Annotated in this window: 20 protein-coding genes; 10 read left to right on the top strand and 10 right to left on the bottom strand. The window is 47.3% G+C overall.

What is annotated here, in order from left to right:
• Positions 1–129: 129 nt before the first annotated feature.
• Complete coding sequence (locus tag DW915_RS02035) at positions 130–675, bottom strand: Uma2 family endonuclease (protein ID WP_118741459.1); 546 nt, start codon at positions 673–675, stop codon at positions 130–132.
• 222 nt (positions 676–897) lie between these two features.
• On the opposite strand from DW915_RS02035, the gene tnpA reads away from it, so the two are divergent.
• From tnpA to tnpC, 3 genes are all read left to right on the top strand, one after another.
• Entirely contained in the window at positions 898–1233 is a 336-nt protein-coding gene (gene tnpA / locus DW915_RS02030) for an IS66 family insertion sequence element accessory protein TnpA (protein ID WP_118741458.1), read from the top strand.
• The gene (tnpB, locus tag DW915_RS02025) at positions 1226–1579 is read left to right on the top strand and encodes an IS66 family insertion sequence element accessory protein TnpB (protein WP_118741457.1); all 354 of its coding nucleotides are present in this window, start codon (positions 1226–1228) and stop codon (positions 1577–1579) included. The genes tnpA and tnpB overlap by 8 nt, the downstream gene beginning before the upstream one ends.
• Before the next feature lie 146 nt (positions 1580–1725).
• Positions 1726–3363, top strand: a complete 1638-nt coding sequence (gene tnpC, locus DW915_RS02020; protein ID WP_118741541.1) for an IS66 family transposase — start codon at positions 1726–1728, stop codon at positions 3361–3363.
• A 397-nt stretch (positions 3364–3760) separates the two neighbouring features.
• Here the strand turns inward: tnpC and DW915_RS02015 are convergent, their stop codons facing one another.
• The 7 genes from DW915_RS02015 to DW915_RS01980 all read right to left on the bottom strand — a co-directional run bounded on the left by DW915_RS02015 (position 3761) and on the right by DW915_RS01980 (position 10008).
• Positions 3761–5407, bottom strand: coding sequence for a recombinase family protein (locus DW915_RS02015; RefSeq protein WP_330422662.1), 1647 nt, complete (start codon positions 5405–5407; stop codon positions 3761–3763).
• An 80-nt stretch (positions 5408–5487) separates the two neighbouring features.
• A complete protein-coding gene (locus DW915_RS02010; protein WP_085531218.1) occupies positions 5488–5790 on the bottom strand; it encodes a hypothetical protein in 303 nt (100 codons plus the stop codon).
• 18 nt (positions 5791–5808) lie between these two features.
• Entirely contained in the window at positions 5809–7098 is a 1290-nt protein-coding gene (locus tag DW915_RS02005; RefSeq protein WP_118741455.1) for a plasmid recombination protein, read from the bottom strand.
• Positions 7099–7175: 77 nt separating this feature from the next.
• Positions 7176–7361: a hypothetical protein gene (locus tag DW915_RS02000; protein ID WP_109258816.1), complete on the bottom strand. Its 186-nt coding sequence runs from the start codon at positions 7359–7361 to the stop codon at positions 7176–7178.
• A gap of 63 nt (positions 7362–7424) precedes the next feature.
• The gene (locus DW915_RS01995; protein ID WP_109258817.1) at positions 7425–7640 is read right to left on the bottom strand and encodes a phosphoribosylglycinamide formyltransferase; all 216 of its coding nucleotides are present in this window, start codon (positions 7638–7640) and stop codon (positions 7425–7427) included.
• Between the two features lie 399 nt (positions 7641–8039).
• Complete coding sequence (locus tag DW915_RS01985; RefSeq protein WP_118741454.1) at positions 8040–9386, bottom strand: DNA primase family protein; 1347 nt, start codon at positions 9384–9386, stop codon at positions 8040–8042.
• 1 nt (position 9387) lies between these two features.
• On the bottom strand, positions 9388–10008 hold the full coding sequence (locus DW915_RS01980) for a CHC2 zinc finger domain-containing protein (RefSeq protein ID WP_117504233.1): 621 nt from the start codon (positions 10006–10008) through the stop codon (positions 9388–9390).
• A gap of 221 nt (positions 10009–10229) precedes the next feature.
• On the opposite strand from DW915_RS01980, the gene DW915_RS01975 reads away from it, so the two are divergent.
• The 7 genes from DW915_RS01975 to DW915_RS01945 all read left to right on the top strand — a co-directional run bounded on the left by DW915_RS01975 (position 10230) and on the right by DW915_RS01945 (position 18181).
• On the top strand, positions 10230–11333 hold the full coding sequence (locus tag DW915_RS01975; RefSeq protein WP_117760464.1) for a DUF6076 domain-containing protein: 1104 nt from the start codon (positions 10230–10232) through the stop codon (positions 11331–11333).
• 25 nt (positions 11334–11358) lie between these two features.
• Positions 11359–12303 carry a DUF3658 domain-containing protein gene (locus tag DW915_RS01970; protein WP_110442444.1) on the top strand — a complete coding sequence of 315 codons (945 nt, stop codon included), beginning with the start codon at positions 11359–11361 and terminating at the stop codon, positions 12301–12303.
• Positions 12304–12367: 64 nt separating this feature from the next.
• Positions 12368–13555, top strand: coding sequence for a hypothetical protein (locus tag DW915_RS01965; RefSeq protein WP_117504237.1), 1188 nt, complete (start codon positions 12368–12370; stop codon positions 13553–13555).
• A 77-nt stretch (positions 13556–13632) separates the two neighbouring features.
• The gene (locus DW915_RS01960) at positions 13633–14400 is read left to right on the top strand and encodes an ABC transporter ATP-binding protein (RefSeq protein WP_110442442.1); all 768 of its coding nucleotides are present in this window, start codon (positions 13633–13635) and stop codon (positions 14398–14400) included.
• Positions 14390–16462: an ABC transporter permease gene (locus DW915_RS01955; RefSeq protein WP_062304189.1), complete on the top strand. Its 2073-nt coding sequence runs from the start codon at positions 14390–14392 to the stop codon at positions 16460–16462. Before DW915_RS01960 ends, DW915_RS01955 begins: the two co-directional genes overlap by 11 nt.
• A gap of 19 nt (positions 16463–16481) precedes the next feature.
• Entirely contained in the window at positions 16482–17159 is a 678-nt protein-coding gene (locus DW915_RS01950; protein WP_033121503.1) for a response regulator transcription factor, read from the top strand.
• Positions 17156–18181 (top strand): sensor histidine kinase, encoded by a 1026-nt coding sequence (locus DW915_RS01945; protein WP_118741453.1) that lies wholly within the window; start codon positions 17156–17158, stop codon positions 18179–18181. Before DW915_RS01950 ends, DW915_RS01945 begins: the two co-directional genes overlap by 4 nt.
• A gap of 48 nt (positions 18182–18229) precedes the next feature.
• Here DW915_RS01945 and DW915_RS01940 read toward each other — a convergent pair whose 3' ends face one another.
• Entirely contained in the window at positions 18230–18478 is a 249-nt protein-coding gene (locus DW915_RS01940) for a DUF6061 family protein (protein ID WP_085531192.1), read from the bottom strand.
• 610 nt (positions 18479–19088) lie between these two features.
• Positions 19089–20333 (bottom strand): glutamate-5-semialdehyde dehydrogenase, encoded by a 1245-nt coding sequence (locus DW915_RS01935; protein WP_118741452.1) that lies wholly within the window; start codon positions 20331–20333, stop codon positions 19089–19091.
• Positions 20334–20357 lie beyond the last annotated feature (24 nt).

Below are 20357 nucleotides of genomic sequence, written 5' to 3'. Positions count from 1 at the left end.
CTGGTTTCAGAATTCAATATGAAATTCGAATGCTCGTTCTCTTCGCAAAAAGCAAGGCACTGACAGATTTATTTTCCATTGGCGCCCTTTTTTCTGATATATTTATCTATTTCTTCTCAACAATTTATATTATTTTAGCAACTCATCAATCTTAATTGTGAAGCCTGGATAGATGCCAACTGGAATATCCTCATTGAATAAGCAAAGATCTCCATTCTCCGGCTCTCCAAAGAAATATGTCATTACATCCTTATTCATAGGATTAACAATCCAATATTCCCGAACACCAGCCGAACGATATTTAAATAATTTTGTCAAATAGTCCATTCGCCTGCTGCCAGAAGAAGCAATCTCTATAATCCAATCTGGTGCTCCATTACAGCCACGGTCATCCAGTTTGTTCAGATCACAAATCACACTGATATCCGGTTCCACGTAATTTTTTTCATCATTCTCTATGAATACAGCAAATGGAGCTATATAAACTTCACCTTTTTCATGATGCTCTATGATATAATTGCCAATTTTGCGTGAAAGCTTTTCCAAAAGATATTGATGCATCCTGTTTGGATATTCCATATTATAAATTTTTCCATCTATCAGTTCTGCACGTTCACCATCTGGTAACTCATAAATATCTTTTACTGTATAAATTGTTTTGGATGATAATGACATCATGTTGTCTCCTTTCCTTAATTTCTGTCTTTTTGCCGTTTGTAAAACATTATCTTGATATCACTCTTTCAAATATCTATATTATGCCACAAAATAATTATAAGTCTAGTTCTTTCTTGTATAACAAAAGCACATCATAAGTAAGTAGGTAATCATCCGTACCTGTTATCCTCGATTTTTTTCTGATATACTCTCCTCAAAACCTGAAAGGATTGTATCATCATGAAAAAAGACGAAAAACTTATTCTTTGGACAGAACGTCTGCAGGCGTTCCAGGCCAGTGGCCAGACCTGCAGGGAGTGGTGCCGGGAACATCAGATCCCTGTTTCTACCATGACATACTGGAACCGTAGATTACGTACACTCGAAAGCGAATCACAGCCGGAACTGGTTTTTGCAAAGATGCCAACGGAGCAGGAACTTTCCACAAGAGGAGCCATAACAGAAAATATACCTCTGCGTATCTTTATTACAGACAGTATCCGGATTGAAATTATGCCGGACTGTCCGCCAGAGCTTCTGCAAGTTTTCGTAAGAAGTCTGAAAGAGCATGCTTGAACTGGCAGGCAGCACAACGGTATATCTTGCGTGCGGAGTAACCGATCTCAGAAAAAGTTATCACGGCCTGGCGGCTATCATCAAATTAAAATTTCAACTCGACCCATATTCGCGCTGTATGTTTGCGTTCTGCAACCGCAGGCGGACCTCAATCAAGATTCTTCAATGGGACGGATCCGGTTTCTGGATTCTGATGAAAAGGCTGGACAAAAACTGTTTTCGCTGGCCGGACACACCGGATGAACTCCAAAAGGTAACCCTGAAAGAGATGCACTGGCTGTGTGACGGATTATCCCTGACACCCAAGGGGGCGTTCGAAGAGCGGCATCCGAAAATCATCGTGTAGGTTCCTGTTTTGTCAATCCGCAAAAGGACGAAAAAAGCAGAGATATCCGCTTGATTTCCTATAACTGCAGACTGCATTTTTCTTCGAAAAAAGCAGGTTTGTATGGTATACTTCTGGTAGAGAAAAAAGAGCCGGGAGAATACCAGATGGAGCCGATTTTTACAGAAGATCAGTTAAAGAACATGAGCCGGGAGGCACTGATTGAGCTGATGCAGGTCATGCAGGAAAAGCAGCGCAAAACAGAAACCAAAATGAAGCTGATGGAAGAAAAACAGAAAGAGCTTGAGTTTTTAAATGCCATGCTTTCTGACCGCCTGACGCTTGCAAAGAAACAGCGTTTTGGGGCTTCCAGTGAAAAATACGCAGATGGATATGAGCAGATGAATCTGTTCAACGAGGCGGAAGCTGCGTCAGATGGTGAACCTGACCCGGAGAAAGAAATCGAAGTCACTTCCCACAAGCGTAAAAAGCATGCCGGAAAGAAAGAGGAAGATCTTTCGCATTTCGAAGTAACAGAGCGGATAGAATACAAACTTACAGGGCAGGAACGTTATTGTCCAGACTGCGGTAAAAAATATAAGGTCGTCACGAAGGAAACGGTAAAGCGGTTAAAGTTTGTTCCGGCACGTTTTGAGGTAGTCGAAGAAATCTCTTATGTATACAGCTGCCCGGAATGCGGAGCTATGAAGCGTCTGGAAAAAGTTCCGGCCCTGATCAAGGGAAGCATTGCAACGCCGTCCCTGGTTGCAGGCATCATGAATGCAAAGTATGTCAACGGCATGCCGCTGGCCAGGCAGGAACGGGAATTCGCAAGATATAACCTGAAGCTTTCCACCAAAACCATGGCAAACTGGATGATCAGCTGTGCAGACCGATATCTGAGACTGCTCTACGACCGGATGAAAGAAGAATTCTTAAAAAGCCGGTACATTCACTGCGATGAGACACGGGTTCAGGTGATTGACGAGCCGAAACAGCAGGGGTCTACCCAAAACTGGATGTGGGTCTATCTGACCGACCGCTACAGTGAAGCGCCGCAGATGGTTCTCTTCGATTATGAGCGGACCAGAGCCGGGTATCATCCCAAAAACTTTCTGGGAGATCAATTCGAAGGATACCTCACGTGTGATGGATATCAGGCATACCACGGGTTAAAAGATTCGATTGTTGTATCCGGATGCTTTACCCATGCCAGAAGGAGGTTTGACGCAGCGCTTACGGCACTGAAAAAGGATTTTACCAAAGAACAGCTGCGTGGAACCGTTGCGTATCAGGCGATGTCCCGGATCGGAATCCTCTATAAAATAGAAGAACTGATTCAGGATAAGACGCCGGAAGAACGGTATCTGGAGCGTCAGAAACAGTCCCGTCCAGTCGTGGATGCATTTTTTGAATGGTTACATTCGATGGAAGATTCGGTAGACCGGTCTTCCCTTATTGGTGATGCCATTTTATATGCGCTGAATCAGGAGACGTATCTGCGCCGTTATCTGGAGGATGGGCATCTGAGCATTGACAATAACAGCGCGGAACGTGCAATTAAAAACTTCGCAGTTGGCCGCCGGAACTGGCTGTTTTCGAAAAGTATCCGTGGGGCAGATGCCAGCGCCACCATATACAGCCTCACAGAAACCGCACTTTTAAACGGGCTGAAACCCTATCTGTATCTTACCTACGTCCTTGGTCAGCTGCGGCGGATGGGATCGTTTCCCGAAGAAGAAAAACTGGATCAGTTGCTGCCCTGGTCAAAAGAACTTCCGGAAGAACTTCGGACAACAGAATAAATTTGAGCCGCCTTTTTCTGGGCGGCTCATTTTGAAAAACAAGGTACGGATGATTACCTACTTACGTTTCATCGGGAAATTTCAAAATTGCACATCCCAAAAACCCAGTATTTAAGCCTTTTTATCTGTGCATAATTTGTTATTAGCGTAAAAAAAGACCTCATAACCACATTTTTCATGGTTACAAGGTCTTCATTTTGCTATTTTCGATTACTCCGGCTTGTGTCTGGCTGATGATCCGGAAAGGGGGCGGTCTGTGATCGGGTGACGGATGGTCAGCAATCGGTCACTGGATCAACTGTTTTGCCCTTTTGAGGATCAACGGGGTTGCCCTTTAACACAAGGCTTAATAGTGACAAGTAACTATTTTGTCGCAGAGAACGGTGTGACCCGAAGGTCACGCCGTTTTTCTGCGTTCATAGGTTGTTTGTGTGACAATAGGCTCGGAAATAACGGAAATATCCACATCGTCCACAAAGTTGAAAAAAATCTTCACTTTCTGCTTGCGCTTGCCGCTGGACTTGTCCGGGGCATAGACAACGATCTTCTTGATATACTCGTTCACGATGGTCTGTGTCAGTTCCTCCACATCCACATATTTCTGTGTCAGGGCGATAAAGGCATCCAGACCGTCATTCATTTCTTCCCGCTGTTCCACCCATTCTTCGATAACTTCAATTTCGAGCTTTAACCGTTCCTGTTCGGCTTCATAGTCCGCAGACATCTTTCTGTATCTGTCCTGATTGAGATTTCCAAGAACATAGTCCTCGTACAGCCGGGAGATGATGACATCCAGATCGGCAAGGCGTTTCTTTGCCTGTTCCAGCTTCTTTTTGTCATCCCGGATGCTGCGCTCCTGGTCAGTCCTGCGGCATTGCAGCCATTCCTCCTGAAAACCGTCCACATCGCTTCGGATATACTCATTGACTGCCCGGATGCGTTCCAGAACGATTTCACGAAGCACATCTTCCCGGATATAGTGGGCAGTACAAGTACCACGGTTGCTCTTGTAGTTGTTGCAGACGTAGTGATCCTGCTTGCCCTCAAAGCTTTTGCTTGTGGCAAAGTGGAGCTTGCCGCCGCAATCGGCACAAAACAGAAGCCCTGAGAACAATCCCTGCCGTTCCGCTTTTGCGGGGCGGCGTTTGTTTTTCCTCAGTTCCTGCACCCTGTCAAACTGTACCTGAGATACAATCGCTTCCTGTGTGTCCGGCAGATAAAACATATTCTCCGGCTCATTGGGAATCCGCTTTTTCAGCTTGTAGGACTTGGAATAAGTCTTGAAGTTGCAGGTACAGCCTGTGTACTCCTGCCGTTCCAAAATCCCTACAATGGACTGGTTGCTCCAGTGGTACGGTCTTTCCGGCATCGGCTTTTTCTTTCGCTTGGCATACAGAGCTTTTGCGGTCAGAATCTGCTTTTCTTCCAGAATCCTTGCAATCTGCTCCGGGCCTTTGCCGTCAATGCAAAGGTCGAAGATGAGCTTGACTACCGGAGCCGCTTCTTCATCCAGAATCCAGTGATCCTTGTCCTCCGGGTCACAGCGGTATCCGTAGGGCGGTTTGCCCATGTGCTTCCCACTGGTTCCTCTCTGCCGCAAACTGACACGGACTTTCTTGCTGGTATCACGGGGATACCACTCGTTGAACAGATTACGGATTGCGGCGAAGCCCTCGCTGTCTCCCCGGTTGCTGTCCACACCGTCATTTACGGCGATAAAGCGGACATCGTAGCTCGGAAAGATAATATCCGTATATTGTCCAACAGTCAGATAGTCACGACCAAATCGGCTGAGGTCTTTGACCAGCCAGCAGCCTACAAGCCCCTGCTTGACAAGCTCAAAGCCCTCCTGCACACCGGGACGATTGAAGTTCGTCCCCGTATAACCGTCATCCACCAGAATTTTCAGGTTTGTATACCCGTGGTCACGGGCATATCGGGTTAAATACTCTCGCTGATTTGCGATACTGTTACTCTCTCCATCTTGGGCATCCTCATTGCTCAAACGACAGTAGAGAATGGTAATTTTCTGCTGATCCAACATAATATCCTCCTTCGGTTGTTGGTCAGCCGACAGTACCGTTGTGCATACTGGAATTATATCATGCTTTTGTGTCGCAGTCATTAACAAATCACCCCCTTGTCAGAAAAAATGAGCCGTTTTACCTTGTCGGCAAGCGGCTCATTCCCGTCACATTCTGTTTCAATCACATACCATGTGTTCCCGATCTTACGCTCAATGGTTTTGCGGAAAGAAGACTGCGCTGTTTCCCAATGCTTGCGGCATTCTTCCAAAAAATCAATGGGCGGCTCAAAAATCGGGTCGAAGCAGGAGTAAATATCAATATAGCCGATGGCATCATTGATTTCTTCCATCGGGGCATCTTCCATAATCATCTTGTTAATTTCCTCTACGGTTTTATTCATAGGCAAATAGTTCCTTTCTTAAATTTCCATATCCTGCCTACGCTTACGGGCAGGGTGCTTATGTTCCTGTGTTTCCTTTCCTCTGGCGAGAATGGCATGAACAAAAGCCCAAACCCTTTCAGACGCAATCTCTATCGCATCCAAGAAAGGCTGGGCTTTCTGTTTCAGTTCCATATATTTTTCGTTTACTGCTTCATACCGCTGTTTCCAGATGGAAATTGTTTTTTCAGCAGAAGCCAGTTTCTCTTTCAAACGCTTATTGTCAGCATTGGCAATAATGCCGTTGACCGCATAGCGTTTGAGTGTATCGCACTGATCCGGCGTGAGCGAGACATTTCCGGTGAGGGCATTTTTCTTGCCCATTTCCTCAATATCCTGCACCGTCAGCGCAATGGTCTTTGCTGCCTTGGTTTCCTTTTGCAGAGCTTCCAGTTTCTTTTTCTGCTTCTCCGTAGCAGCCTTGGCATCCGCCAAACTCTGCTCGGCCTGTTCCACCTGTCCGGTCACAGTTTCCAGGCGGTGCTGTTCGGCCTGTACCTTGAACTGTGTCACCGTCAGATGTTCCTCGGTACTGCCACGCTCTCCACGCTCCACATCGGTATATCCGGCGGCTCGCATGAAATTAAAAAAGTCATCCTGCAGCACACTGTAGGACGACTTCAAAATCTTTTTCCCTTTTGCGTTCAACATCGGATTGCCATCTTCATTGAGAACGGGTTTGGATTCCCATTTCTTACTGCGGCTGACCTGTGTGATCGTTTCTTTTACCGTTCCCCGGAGGAATTCATCCTTGCACCGCTTCGACCACAGGATTCGCTTTTCCACCACCGGGATATAAACCACATGGAGGTGGTAGTGATACACATCCTCACCCAGAGCTTCCGACATTGCCCGGTTGCGCTCGTCGGCATGCATTACAGCGGAGAGGATATACTGCTCACCGCCCACAATCTCCACGGCGGCTTTGTAGGCATCGGCATAGAACTGTTTGGCATATTCATAGCCGCCGTGGTTGTGGAAGTAGGCAGAGTTTACATCAAACAGCAGCTCCCCATATTTCACCGCATCGGCTTTCAGACCACGGGTGGAGATAACACCATCTGCAATCATCTGATCGAACATGGCGGCATAGCTGTCGGTAGGTTTCTTGAAGTGGACATCGCGGTGGGTCTGGGTGGTATCAATATCTTGATTGGAGTAGCTGTCTTTTTCTCGCTCGTTATGCTCCTGAACTTTCGCCACATCGTCGAGGGTGGGCAAGTCCTGGTTACGGGTAAAGGTACGGTCAATTCCATCGTTTCTTGCCATAGGTTTTTTCCTTTCTTTCGAGAGTAGCAGACGGGCGGGGCTGCGGGGATGCACTTCTGCGGAAGTGTAATAACCCACTATAACACTTTCATCCATTCTGGCTGCAAAGTGCCGTGGGCTCTCCCGAGGGGGTGTGCGGTCACTGCGGTGACCTCTGCTGACCAAGGCAAAATGTCTGCAACTTTTCCCATGGTCAGCCCGTCTGCATGAAGCTGTTCTGCGGAACGTTTCTTGCAGACGTTGGCAGCGTCTTTCACTGCCATCCATAGGCAGCACTGCGGTGTGCCTATGGGGACGGGAGATGCGAGGGGCTGTTGCCGGGGGCATCACTTCTCCCGTCTTTGCTGCCATACAATGTCGCATCCCAGCACATCGGCAAGCTCCAATACTTCCTTGTATCGGATGCTTTCCCGCTGTAATTTTGCGGACAGGTTGGAAACGCTGTCGCTCCATCCGTACTCGTCCGAGAGCAGGTCAACAACTTCCTGCATGGTCATCCCAGCACGGATGATCTGTGCCTTGATTTCATTGCGTACATTCATATTGAAAAATCCTCCATAATTCTGTTTGTGGTTCGGTACAATCTCTGCACCCCAAAACGGAGCAGATACACCGAACAGTGAAAAATCTGCAATCTCTGAAATCCGTTCAGAATTTTGCTTGTGATGTCCTGTCCATATATGACCATATCCCGCTTTACTGTTTCGTGTGATTTGGTCTGGAAAAATGAAAACATCTATTGTTCCGTGAACAGGGTACACGGTTCAGAGAAGCACGATTTCGTGAAATAGCTTCGTCCTGCGGTCAAAAACTTTGCTGTTTCCATTGCCATTGATTTTCAATACCCGAAAACAGGTTGTCTCTGAAAGCCGTTGTTTCCTATAATGGGAGAAAACAGGGGTAAATGCTGCGTACATACGTACAGAGCATGACTGGCAAAATCAATCCCGCCATTCCTCCGGTACGTACGTACATGACGAAACATCGTAAAACCCATTTATATGAGGCCTTGCCACAGCTTCCACACCCATAAATCCCCACACCCGCCGTCCGGCAGAGTTGGTGATGTTGTTGCAATGTTCCAGATTGAATCTCCCGGCATTGGCAATCATGGCGTCGCTGAAGCTGCGGGCTTTCAGCGGTGCAAGGGAATTTTCTTCGCACCACATCCGGTAGATTTCATAGAAATCCTTGGAGCTGATGGACGCATCCGCTTTGCACCGGATGTATCCCTCCGATTCCATGAAATCAAAGATATTATTATTGTCACGCTTGACCGCTTCCCGATTTTCACGGATGCGGTCACTCTCCGAAAACTTAAAGTTGTTGGCAACGAGCCGCTGCAATCCTTCGAACGCCCACAGGGAGATGCCCTCAGCTTCGGCTTTCATCTTCTCAGCAAGGTCGGGATCGTCGGCTCTGCCCACGGGCTTTTCCTTGGTAGTCAGTACAAGCTGTCTACGGTAAAAGCCGTCGCTGCGGTCATACAGGGCTTGCAGATCACCATTGCTGAATGCCAGCAACCGGGCAAACATCCAGCCCTGATAACTCTGCTTGCCCTTGCGTTCCAAGTCCATTTTGCCCTGTGCAGTCACGATGGATTTTACATAGTTGGTCTGACGCAGAGCTTCCATCCGCATATCATCATCCACGCACAGCAGGATGTGTTCCAGATCGGCACGGGCAAAACGGTTTTCAGAAATCTTCCCGATGCTGCCGTCTTTCATATTCGTGCCGAAGATGGTGGACAGCACCGCACCGATTTGGGATTTGCCCTCACCGCCGTTGCCCTTAATCACCATCATGCGCTGACCTTTGTTGGATGGAATCAGGCAGTAGCCAATGAACTCCTGCAAGGTGGGGATGTCCTCTGCATAGAGTAGTCCATCCAGAAAGTTCAGCCAGATCACCGGTGCAGGAGCATCGGGATTATAGCCGACAGGCAGACGGCTTCGCACGATAGCCGGTCTGCCTTCGGTGAAAGTGCCGTTCAAGAGCAGCGTACCGTTGGCAACATGGATGCGATCCTGCTCCGGAGGGAAGTCAGACACCTGCGCTTCCAGTTTCAGCACTTCCAGAATGTTGGTGATCTTCCGTGGGATGTTGTTCACGGCACAAAATTTCAGCTTGTCGTAAATCTCCCCACGCAGAGGAAGGTCATCTGTCACTCGACCATCGGGCGTGAAAAAAGCTCCGTTTGCGAAGATGATTCTGCGCTCATGCAGAAATTCTTCACAAAACAGAGCTTCGTTGATGTTCTGCCCGTCAAACCAGACAGGCAAATTCATATTAGGCGTTTTCCGGTTCTTCGCCACGGTGCGCCACCTCCTTTTTCTTTCGTGCGGTATACTCTTGCAGAAAAGCAATTTTGTCGTCCTGCATCAGCTTGTCCACCAATGCCACCCGTTCTTCCAGATCACCCACCGTCAGCACATCTGCCATATATTCGATATAGCAGTGCATCTGGCAGGCTTCCACAAAACGGTCATCCAGAGCATCTTCCGGTGTCTTGGGTGCGTATCGTACTTTCCAATCTTCCAGCAGATGCAGATAATCCGTCAGCACCCGGAAACACAGCATTTCATCCTCCCGGAACTGACGGATATAGGGACGCTTTGGCTTGGCCATAGCTGCGGCAGTGGGCGGTTTCGGGTCAAGTCCGAAGTCCGAAGCCAGCTTTTGCGCTGCTTCATAGCTGCTCAGATCGAACGACCTTGCTACGAAGTCGATCACATCCCCCTTGACTCCGCAGCCAAAGCAGAAGAAATAATCCTCATTCAGCTTCATGCTCGGATGCCTGTCATTGTGGAACGGGCAGCAAGCCATGCCGTTTCGGTTGACTTTCAGCCCGTAGTGTTCGGCGGCTTGCTTTACGCTGATTGCCACCTTGATGGTTTCATAGATTGTCATAGAAAACCTCCGTTCATAGTATTCAGAAAGCACGAAACACCCGCCGTGATTGGCAGGTGCTTCGCTCCGTCTACTATTGTTATGCCGGATTTTTCAAAAAACAGGCTAATCGGAGGACAACCCCGTTTCAAAAAACAGGACAACTTATGGATAGATGTAGATTTCTTTACATTAGCATGATAGAATTAAGAAAATGAAAAAACAGGACAGGAGGGGCAAGCATGAACCAAGAACTGATGACATTGGATTTTTGGCAGGATACGGTCATATATGAGGGAAAAACACTTCCTGTCGGCGCTCTTGCCTGTGATGCGCTGAATGTCCCTGCGGATACCATCGCAAAGATGAACGAGCAATGCGAGAAAATCAATCTGCTGCTTGGAATATTAAACGCCGGACAGGATGCTTCTGCACTCTGTCCTATTGCAACGGAAGCTGCTCTGACGATGCTTGATATTCTCAGTCAAACACCGCCGTTCTCCTATATGAATATCTCAAAGCACAGAGAACGGATTGAAAAAGTCTTTACTGTGGACAATGCGCTGAAATATGTGGAGTTTGCCATAAAAGCCGCAACCAATTCTTTGCAATTTGAAGAAATCCAGAACTTTGCCGATGCGATGATGCTCCAACGCTATACCGCAGTTTTCGGGCATCTGGCATACTCCCTTGGGGAATACCAAACGACCATGCTTGATTTTGCAGAAAAATCAGACGGCAACGAAGCTGACCGCACCGCAGAGGGCTTTGCCAGAATGTTCGGCAATTATTTCCCGCCGGAGTTTTCCATCACGGAGGGCAATGCCTGGATGTCTACCCTGAACAATTCCGTTCAGTATGTATCCGTCATCCGTCCCGGCGAAAAAGTTGCGAAGCTGGTCAAGCGGATGCACTATGTATCCTTTGTGGGGATGTTCCGGTCTGATCTCTTTGAGGGCCTGTGTGTTGGCCATGCACCGAAAAAATGCAAAATCTGCGGCAAATGGTTTCTGACCACCAATGCAAGGCACACCAAATACTGCGGCGGCTACGCTCCGGGGGACAAGCTGCACCGCACCTGCCGGCAGATCGGTAACCTGAAAGGCAGAGAACAGCGGGAACTTGCGGACGATCATCCGCTGAAACAGATTTATGAGAAGCGACTGAATACCATAAACCGCTATGTGAAGCGTGGCGCTCTGGACGCTGATCTTGCAGAGGTTATGAAAAAACTGGCGAAAGATAAGATGCTTCGGGCGCTGAGCAATGTCGCTTACGCCAAGGGTGATTATGAAAAAGAAATGGGACAGGCTGCGTTGAAGAAAGAAGCAATAAAAAGAATTTGAATTTAGCTAAGAGGTGAGCAACGTTATGTTAGAAGTAGTATTTAGCGACAGTGCCGCAGGGACTATGGCGGTTGCGATTGGACATAAGGGTTTTTTAGGCGGAGCAACCAGTGTAATTATCTCTGATGGGACAGTTTCAAAAGAAGAAATAGAAAAGTTCCAGCATCAAGCAGAAGAACGGGAGCGTTCTGGTTGGGAGAATGCTATACCGTTGGAAGGAAATCGTAAGGACATAGTTAATCTTCCGCTGGCATTGTCTGTGGGCAACATCTCCGAAGCAGGAATTTGTTTGGAGCGTGAGTCGGCATTATCTTTGCTACTAAGCATACTGCCCGATATGGCATCTGAAATCGTAACTGAACTTCTCAATACATCCCGAAAGAACTATGCTACACTACTGGAAAAAGCACAAAACGGAGAGCCGATTCGTGTTTGGGTCGGACGAGACCCAGATGATGTGTGCGGATTGTATTGGCTTCTGGAACAACTACGACCAATCGGCTTTGAAAAATTGGATATTACCATTGTGGAGCTTCCAATGTGGGAAACAAGACCAGATGGATGCATTGTCCAGTATAACGGTTGGGGAGAAGTTGAACCTTATCACTTGGGACGGATGGCATCTCTTGGGAAGAAGTTGCCAACAAATTACCTTCGTAGTTTGGCTAACCGCTGGAGAGAACTCCAACAGGAAAATTCTCCTCTTCGTGCTGTTATAAACGGCAAACTGGTCAGCGTATCAGAAACTCTGTATGATACATTTATTCTTCGAGAATTGGATACACTGGACGACGAGTTTAGGGAAAGCGTGCTTGTTGGACAGGTTCTTGGAAAGAATCAATTAGGGATCGGTGATGGGTGGATTGCTTTGCGTGTGGAACAATTTATCAAAGAGGGACTTCTGCTCCCAATCACAACTCCTGCACCAAATGCACCTATTTATCACCGTATGTTAAAGAAAATAAAGTAATAAATAACCCATTAGTTGATCACGGGATATTTATGAGTATTACTAAACTGGAAGGAGGTGCGCTATGCTGAATGATTTTTCATGGAATATGACCGGATACATACCGAAACACGCTGTCAATCCATCCGATGATGGCATCCCACCCTATGTTGCAGAGCGCATCTTCCAGCTGGAACCGGAACCGCCTACAGTAGACAATCCGAACGAATATATCCTGTCTGCCCTACGGGAAAAAGACTTGAAATATTTCTCATTCTTTCTCCACCACTACGAGCTGCAACTTAACAAGCGCATCAAAACCTTTCTCGGTGTGGATGGCGGCAATCGATACGACACAGACCGTTTTCTGGATATAAAACTGTCCTGCCGGGAGCAAATGCTCCAAAAGCTGATGGACTATGCTCCTGCCAAAGGTGCGGAGTATGCAACATACATTTTTCCGTTCATTCGGGATGCTATGCTCCGTTTCCGCATGGGCGAAGAAAAATGGTCGGTATCCTCTCTGACCAATTACAAAATGGTGCGGTCAATGGCGTGGCTGTACCATAACACCAAGGATGCGGTCAGTGAATTTGCAAAGAAATACAACTGCGACCTTGCCCTTGCGGAAGGATACCTGAAAGTAGTCCGTGGCATCCGCAATCAGCAGCCATTCTATGTAACGGACGAGGATGGCGAGGAAACAGGTGAAGATGTTGCCCTTGATGATACATGGAACTATACCGACATCCTCTGGAACGGCATACAGGCTGAAAAGGTGCAGCGGGCATTTGAGAAACTGAATTACCGGGAGCAAACCTTGCTTGAAAAGCGGCTGGCGATCTGTATGACCTGTGGGCGTGTCGGCTCATGGAAGAACCGCCCCACCTTTGAAGAACTGGCGGTTATGTTTGAGGGCAGCACAGCCAGCGGTGCAGAGCGAGCCTACCGGAAAGCAGTGGACAAGCTGACGGAGTTTTTGGTTGCCGAGGGTGCTATCCATGCAGTCCGGCTGAAACAGAAATCCAAAACCAAGCGCAAAAAGAAAATCACCGCCGCAATCTACGAATACCAGGCAGACTGCGACGGCGAATGGGGCGAAATGTCAGTTGATTTTGAGAACGGCACAGCAGAAATCATTCGGCTTGCTGATTGGGATACAATTAAAACGAACTGGTTTGCCAATGAGGCGATCCGGTATATTTTATCATTGTCGCCTGATGCTCTTAAAAAATATATGCTCGTCCCCCTTGAGCCGCCACTTATATCCTGAATCCTTACAACAACTGTAAGTGGTATTTGCTGTGTTCCCATGCTATCATTTTATTACAAATGATAGGAGGTATTCACATGAAACCCATTTTGAATATTGAAAATTTAACAAAAATCTATGGCAATGTGCCAAGTCAAACAAATGCACTGAATGGGATCACCCTCCAGGTGATGCCGGGAGAGTTTCTCGGCATTATGGGAAGCAGTGGTTCCGGTAAATCCACGCTTCTCAACTGTATTGCAACTGTGATTCAGCCCACCGGTGGAAGCATTCAGGTGGAGGGCGATACTCTGCAATCCCTCAGGGGAAAGGCTCTTGCAGAGTACCGTGGCAAAAAAGTTGGTTATCTATTCCAGAACTTTGAATTGCTGGACAACCTGACTGGCAGGGAAAACATCCTGCTCCCGACTTCCTTGCATGGGGTATCCGAAGCAGAAAGCAGCCAGCGGCTGAAGCAGTTGGCTGACTATCTGGAAATCACTGATGTTCTGGATAAGTTTCCGTCCAAGATGTCCGGCGGCCAGCGTCAGCGTGTTGCGGCAGCAAGGGCTCTGATCTTACATCCCCAAATGATCCTTGCCGATGAACCGACGGGTGCGCTGGATTCTAAGAACGCAAGAAGTCTTATGGAGAAGCTGTCCGGCCTGAATCGTGACGAACAAGCTACGATCCTGATGGTAACCCATGATTCCAATGCCGCCAGCTTCTGTAAGCGCATCCTGTTCATCCAGGATGGCGTGATCTTTCATGAGCTTCGGCGTGGAGACGAAAGCCAGCAGGAGTTCTACGGGCGCATCCTGAAGGTGATGGCGCAACTGGGAGGGGGCAGCGCAAATGTTCTCTAATCTCATTCTTCGGAACAGCCGCCGCAGCCGAAAGGAAAACGGTCTGTTTTTCAGCTCCCTGGTGATTTCTATTGTTGCCTTTTACATGATTCTTTCCATCTCCACTCAAGATGTGATGCTCTTTTTGCAGAAAATGGAGAGTGACGCAGTTGACAAACTCCTGCTTCTGATTCCTGCGTTTTATGGGATGACCCTCGGTATTCTGTTCTTTTTGATCTATTTTGCCTGCAAGTATCAGTTCGAGCGCAGACGGCATGAGTTTGGTGTTTATCTAATGTTGGGGATGCGTAGAAGTAAACTGTTTGGTATGCTTCTGGCGGAAGATTTCCTGACCAGTATTCTTGCCATGCTCATAGGATTACCTGTGGCTGTGGTGCTTTCAGAAATTGTCAGTCTTGTCACCGCCAAGCTGGTAGGCATGGGGATCATCGGTCATCAGTTTTCTTTATCCTGGTTTGCGATTGAATGGACGCTGGCAGGATTTCTGGCAATTAAGCTGACGGCACTTCTGATTTTGAGTGGACGAATCAGCCGCCAGGAGATCGGTACTTTGCTATCCCAGCCAACGAACCGCCCCAAAAAGCAAATGCCATCTGTTATCTATGGACTGGCTGCTATATGCGGAAGTGTGATGTTGGCAGTGGCTTACTACATGGCGATTCAGGGAATTGCATGGACAAAGGTAAGTATGATGGGACTGACTTTGCTGTTGGGCATAGTTGGTACGATGCTGCTTTTCTATGGGATGCGTGCACTGATTGCTTTGATTGTTAAGAAAGGAAAAGGAAATAAGCAGCTTCATGTATTTACCTTCCGGCAGATTCAGGAGAATGTCATTCATCAGTCAAACTCCATGGCCATCAGCTCCCTGCTGATTCTGGCGGCACTGTGTTGTTTTGGTGCGGGCGTAGGAATTGCAGGAACGAATAACCTGTCTTCTGGCCATGTAATCGACTATACTTTTGAAGATCATACTGCAGAAGATTCATCGCAGGTTCTTCCGAATATAAAGGCAGTCCTGAAAGAAAACAGTTTGGAAAATCAATTTTCAGAGCTTTTTGAAATGAGGGTTGGGCGTATTCGCACCACAGAAGATTATGATAATGCCTACAGCATGGACGCTGTTATGGACTCTCTTCGGAGCCTGCCCCAGTCGGAAGACCGGGATGTCCTTCTGAACAATCTTGGTTATGCCACATACCCATATTTGATTTGTTTATCGGACTATAATCGTTTGTTGGAATTGTCCGGCAATCCGGCTCTCCAATTAGGCGAAAAGGAGGCCGCTGTCTATATTGATACAGAGTTTACTACGGTAAGCCGTACCGCAATGCTGAACCAAGTATTGGCCGGGCATCCCAAGGTGGAACTGGATGGTAGTCCGATTCATCTTACAGGAGAGGTTCAGTCTGTGAATTTGGTCACGGACCGTTCTATAACCTTGTCCTTTGCATTGATTCTTCCGGATGAAGCATTCCTATATTATAGTCAGGGAATGTATGATACCTATGTCAATGCGGTGCTCAGTGAGCAAGCTCTGAATGGAAATAGCCTTATGACTGCATATTTGGATTTGAACGAGAAGCTGGACGAAACTGACATTGAATATGAAAGCTATCTTCAGAATATGGGTCGTCAGCTTTTCTACACCATAGCATCCAGTTATATTACCCTCTATCTTGCGATTGTTTTCCTGGTAGTTGCCAACACCATCGTGGGTGTTCAGTTCCTGATGAGTCAGCAGAAAACCGGGCGCAGATACCAGACTCTGATCCGCCTGGGAGCTACTTACGAAACCCTTTGCCAGTCTGCTGGAAAGCAAATTACCTGGTTTATGGGACTTCCTGTATTGGTTGCGGCTGTCAGCAGTTTGTTTGGAGTCAGGGCGTTATTTACAGGGATACTCTCGTCCCGAACCCGTGGGACAGTGGCTGAAATGATGTTTGTATCTGCTGCTATGATTTTGCTGCTTTGCGTGATAGAATATATTTATATGAGAGTGGTCAAGCGCTCCAGTGATCGGTATTTGCTGACACTGATGCAGCCACAGAGAGAAGAATAATTTGGAAGGAGGTGCTGCCGTGAAAAGAATTGCTGTTGTGGAAGATGAAGTCTATATGCGGGAAGAACTCTGCAATATGCTTCAAAAGGACGGGTATCTTGCGGAGGCAATCACCGAGTTTGAAGATGCCGCTCGGCTCCTGGCAGCCCTCCGTCCTGACCTTGTGATCTTAGACCTGAATTTGCCGGAGATCAGTGGCTTTCAAATCTGCCAGGAACTAAAGAATAAAACCGCTATCCCCGTCCTGGTACTAACTTCCAGAGATCAGGTAAAGGATGAACTGCAAGCGTTCCACTTGGGTGCCGATGAATATTTGACGAAGCCGTGCAGAAAAGATCGACTTCTTGCCAGGGTATCCAATATTCTCAAAAGGTATGAAGGCCGTACCAATCTCATAGAGGGACCAGATTTCCTGTTAGACCAGCAGACCTACACGCTTTATATTCATAATACCTCTGTCGTGCTTCCAAAAAATCAGGGAAAACTGTTGGTTGCTCTTTTGTCCGGCGGCGATGCTCTGGTCACGACGGAGCAACTTTGCATAGCACTATGGGGAACCACGGAATACATAGACGAAAATGCCTTGCAGGTTAATCTGACCAGGCTGAAAAAGACGATGTCCGGTCTTGAGATGAAGCAGCGAATCGTTGCGGTTCGTGGGATGGGCTATCGTCTGGAAACGGGGGTGGCTCCATGAAGCAGCTTTGGCGCATAACAGAGCGATACTACCCCTGGCTATTGTTGCTGTTGGGCGTGGATTGCTTTTGTGCTATCATTCTTTGGATTTCTGACATTCAGGCATTTCAACCCTTGATTGGGTTAGTAGTTCTGACAAGCCTCCTTTTGTTTTCAGCGATTCTGTTTGTACTAAACAAGCGGGAGACTACCCGCCGAGAACTGTTCCGGGATTTCCTCAGTGATCCTACCATCTGCAACGAGGAACGGCTGCTCAGTGCCATCAGCCGGGAAGAAGGAGAATCTATCCGGCTTCTGGCATCAGTTTTACAGGAACACAAAACTGAGAGTAACAGTATGGCAGATGCCCTACAGGACTATGAAGAATATGTGGAGGGCTGGGCACATGAAGCGAAAACGCCCCTATCGTTGTTGACCATGCTCCTGGATAATCGGAGCGACGAAATATCTCCTCCCCTGCAAGCAAAGCTGGATTATGTCCGCAGTCAGCTTCAGGAGGATGTCACTCAAATGTTATACTATGCCCGGTTAAAGAGCAGTACAAAGGATTATCAGTTTGAGGATATCAATTTGAATCAGTGCTTGGGGGAAGTTCTGGAGGACTATGCCCCACTTCTGGAAGAAAAGCAGTTTGTAATTCTCAATAAACTGCAATCTGAAACAGTCTATACAGACCGTAGAGGGCTTCAGTTTATGTTGGGACAGATCGTGAGCAATGCCATAAAATATAGCAGCGATAGTCCCATGCTAACGATCTCTATGATACATTCGGAGACCGCAGATGTCCTTTCAGTTGAGGATAACGGCATCGGTGTAAAAAAATATGATCTGCCGTATATTTTTCAAAAGGGCTTTACCGGGGATTCTACTGACAGCAGAAAGAAAGCTACCGGTATAGGGCTTTACCTGGTTAAGAAGATGGCTGACGATCTAAACTTTCGTCTGGAAGCTGCTTCCCAGTGGGGAAAGGGCTTTAAGATAGTCATCTTCTTTCCAAAATTGAGATCCAACGGAGGAAAATAAATAAACAGAAAAACGCCCGCAGGATTTTCTCCTGCGGGCAGCGTGTTGTCAGCTATCCAAAGGCTTGTATTCTGTTACAGTTTTCAGATAGGTTTCGGGATCGCCATTCAATATCAAGTCAGCATATGCTATCGGGTCATTGTAGATCAAATAATCCAACTCTGACCGCTGATACATATTGTCTGCAATCTCGTTCTCAACAGCGATAGTGTCAATCGCAATCATTCTGCCGTCCCTGAATTTCAATTCCACACAGCAATTATCCATAGTGTAAGCACAAGATATTAAGGTTTTCATGGTATGTCCTCCATAATTCGAAATATAAAGCGAAAATCCCGTCTGACTTCCTGTTAGAAATCAGACGGGATTTGTCCGTATGCACCCCGGAAACCGTCAGCTAACAGTTGATAAGTAAATTAGTTCCTTATCACTGTTAAGCCAAGATCTGTTAAAGGGCAAACGCCTTGAGCCTAAAAAGGGCAAAACTGTTGGTTCTGTGGCTGGATAGGACAATAGAATATTTGAATGACATTTTCGTGCAAACTTTTCCGACTGTAAGGTTGAATCTATGGTGGTAAGGGCTGATGGCGAATGAATTGGACTTACTAAAAAGCAGATGAAATCGGAGTTTCATCGGGAAATTTCAAAACTTCCAATCCCAAAAACCCAGTATTTAAGCCTTTTTATCTGTGCATAATTTGTTATTAACGTAAAAAAAGACCTCATAACCACATTTTTCATGGTTACAAGGTCTTCATTTTGTGTTTTATGGGTGATTGGGCTTGTGTCTGGCTGATGATCCGGAAAGGGGGCGGTCTGTGATCGGGTAGAGAGTAGCTACAGGATCAGTGACTTTGCCCTTTTGAGGATCAACGGGGTTGCCCTTTAACACAAGATCTTTCTTCTTTTATTTTCGGATCTGTCCCGTTCCGTATACGATATTTTTAATCGACGTCAGCGCCAGCAGTCCCATTGGGCCTCTGGCGTGGAGTTTTTGGGTGCTGATGCCGATTTCGGCGCCGTAGCCGAATTCGAAGCCGTCGGTGAAGCGGGTGGATGCGTTGACATAGACTACGGCTGCATCGATTTCGTCCAGGAATTTCTGGGCGTGGGTGTAGTTGTTGGTGATGATTGCTTCGGAGTGTTTTGTGTTGTAGTGGTTGATGTGTGCAATCGCTTCGTCGATGGAAGAGACGGTTTTGATGGACACGATGTAGTCGAGATACTCTTTTCCCCAGTCCTCTTCTGTCGCTTCTTCTGCTTCCGGCATGTATTCTCTTGCCTTTTCGTCTGCGCGCATTTCCACATGTTTTTCTTTTAATCGTTCCTCCAGAACCGGGAGCAGTTTTTCACGTACATTTTCGTGCACCACAATCGATTCACACGCATTACATACGCCGACGCGCTGTGTTTTTGCGTTCAGAATAATATCTACTGCCATGGAAAGATCGGCTGTCTCATCCACGTAGATATGACAGTTTCCGGTTCCCGTCTCAATGACAGGAATCGTGCTGTTTTCCACGACAGCGCGGATCAGTCCGGCGCCGCCGCGTGGGATCAGGACATCGACATAGCGGTTCATCTTCATAAACTGCGCCGTCGTCTCGCGGGAGGTATCTTCGATCAGAAGCAGGGCGTCTTCCGGCACCTGCTCCTCTTTCAGTGTTTTCCGAAGAGAGGCAACAATCGCCGTATTCGAGTGGATTGCATCGCTTCCGCCTTTTAAAATCACGACATTTCCCGTTTTGAAGCAGAGTGCAAATGCATCCGCCGTCACATTTGGGCGTGCCTCGTAGATGATGCCGACAACACCGAGCGGAACACGTTTCTGTCCGATCAGAAGACCGTTCGGGCGTTTTTTCATTCCCAGCACTTCCCCGATTGGGTCATCCAGTTCGGCTACCTGACACATGCCTTCTGCCATTGCTTCAATCCGGCTTTTGTCCAGAAAGAGCCGATCCAGAAGTCCCTGAGACATGCCTTTTTCTTTTCCATGCTCCATATCCAGCGCATTGGCCGCGATAATCGTTTCGGCGTCTGCCACAAGATTTTCCGCTGCTTTTTTCAGCACACAGTTTTTCTTCTCCGTCTCCATGATTCGAAGCACTGGCTCCGCCTGGCGGGCTCTTGTTCCGATTTCTTCCAGATTCATCATATTCGTCTCCTCCCTAAAATA

Origin of the sequence: Blautia sp. AM42-2, assembly GCF_003480245.1 — a bacterium.
In the GTDB taxonomy this organism is placed as follows: Bacteria; Bacillota; Clostridia; order Lachnospirales; family Lachnospiraceae; genus Fusicatenibacter; species Fusicatenibacter saccharivorans.
The sequence above is the reverse complement of the archived record's forward strand: the minus strand, read 5'-3'. Positions and strand labels throughout refer to the sequence as shown.

What these genes read in the sequence shown, in the direction of transcription:
- DW915_RS02035 (WP_118741459.1), bottom strand. Translation starts at nt 675, where the DNA reads ATGTCATTATCATCCAAAACAATTTATACAGTAAAAGATATTTATGAG.
- tnpA (WP_118741458.1), top strand. Translation starts at nt 898, where the DNA reads ATGAAAAAAGACGAAAAACTTATTCTTTGGACAGAACGTCTGCAGGCG.
- tnpB (WP_118741457.1), top strand. Translation starts at nt 1,226, where the DNA reads ATGCTTGAACTGGCAGGCAGCACAACGGTATATCTTGCGTGCGGAGTA.
- tnpC (WP_118741541.1), top strand. Translation starts at nt 1,726, where the DNA reads ATGGAGCCGATTTTTACAGAAGATCAGTTAAAGAACATGAGCCGGGAG.
- DW915_RS02015 (WP_330422662.1), bottom strand. Translation starts at nt 5,407, where the DNA reads ATGTTGGATCAGCAGAAAATTACCATTCTCTACTGTCGTTTGAGCAAT.
- DW915_RS02010 (WP_085531218.1), bottom strand. Translation starts at nt 5,790, where the DNA reads ATGAATAAAACCGTAGAGGAAATTAACAAGATGATTATGGAAGATGCC.
- DW915_RS02005 (WP_118741455.1), bottom strand. Translation starts at nt 7,098, where the DNA reads ATGGCAAGAAACGATGGAATTGACCGTACCTTTACCCGTAACCAGGAC.
- DW915_RS02000 (WP_109258816.1), bottom strand. Translation starts at nt 7,361, where the DNA reads ATGGCAGTGAAAGACGCTGCCAACGTCTGCAAGAAACGTTCCGCAGAA.
- DW915_RS01995 (WP_109258817.1), bottom strand. Translation starts at nt 7,640, where the DNA reads ATGAATGTACGCAATGAAATCAAGGCACAGATCATCCGTGCTGGGATG.
- DW915_RS01985 (WP_118741454.1), bottom strand. Translation starts at nt 9,386, where the DNA reads ATGAATTTGCCTGTCTGGTTTGACGGGCAGAACATCAACGAAGCTCTG.
- DW915_RS01980 (WP_117504233.1), bottom strand. Translation starts at nt 10,008, where the DNA reads ATGACAATCTATGAAACCATCAAGGTGGCAATCAGCGTAAAGCAAGCC.
- DW915_RS01975 (WP_117760464.1), top strand. Translation starts at nt 10,230, where the DNA reads ATGAACCAAGAACTGATGACATTGGATTTTTGGCAGGATACGGTCATA.
- DW915_RS01970 (WP_110442444.1), top strand. Translation starts at nt 11,359, where the DNA reads ATGTTAGAAGTAGTATTTAGCGACAGTGCCGCAGGGACTATGGCGGTT.
- DW915_RS01965 (WP_117504237.1), top strand. Translation starts at nt 12,368, where the DNA reads ATGCTGAATGATTTTTCATGGAATATGACCGGATACATACCGAAACAC.
- DW915_RS01960 (WP_110442442.1), top strand. Translation starts at nt 13,633, where the DNA reads ATGAAACCCATTTTGAATATTGAAAATTTAACAAAAATCTATGGCAAT.
- DW915_RS01955 (WP_062304189.1), top strand. Translation starts at nt 14,390, where the DNA reads ATGTTCTCTAATCTCATTCTTCGGAACAGCCGCCGCAGCCGAAAGGAA.
- DW915_RS01945 (WP_118741453.1), top strand. Translation starts at nt 17,156, where the DNA reads ATGAAGCAGCTTTGGCGCATAACAGAGCGATACTACCCCTGGCTATTG.
- DW915_RS01940 (WP_085531192.1), bottom strand. Translation starts at nt 18,478, where the DNA reads ATGAAAACCTTAATATCTTGTGCTTACACTATGGATAATTGCTGTGTG.
- DW915_RS01935 (WP_118741452.1), bottom strand. Translation starts at nt 20,333, where the DNA reads ATGAATCTGGAAGAAATCGGAACAAGAGCCCGCCAGGCGGAGCCAGTG.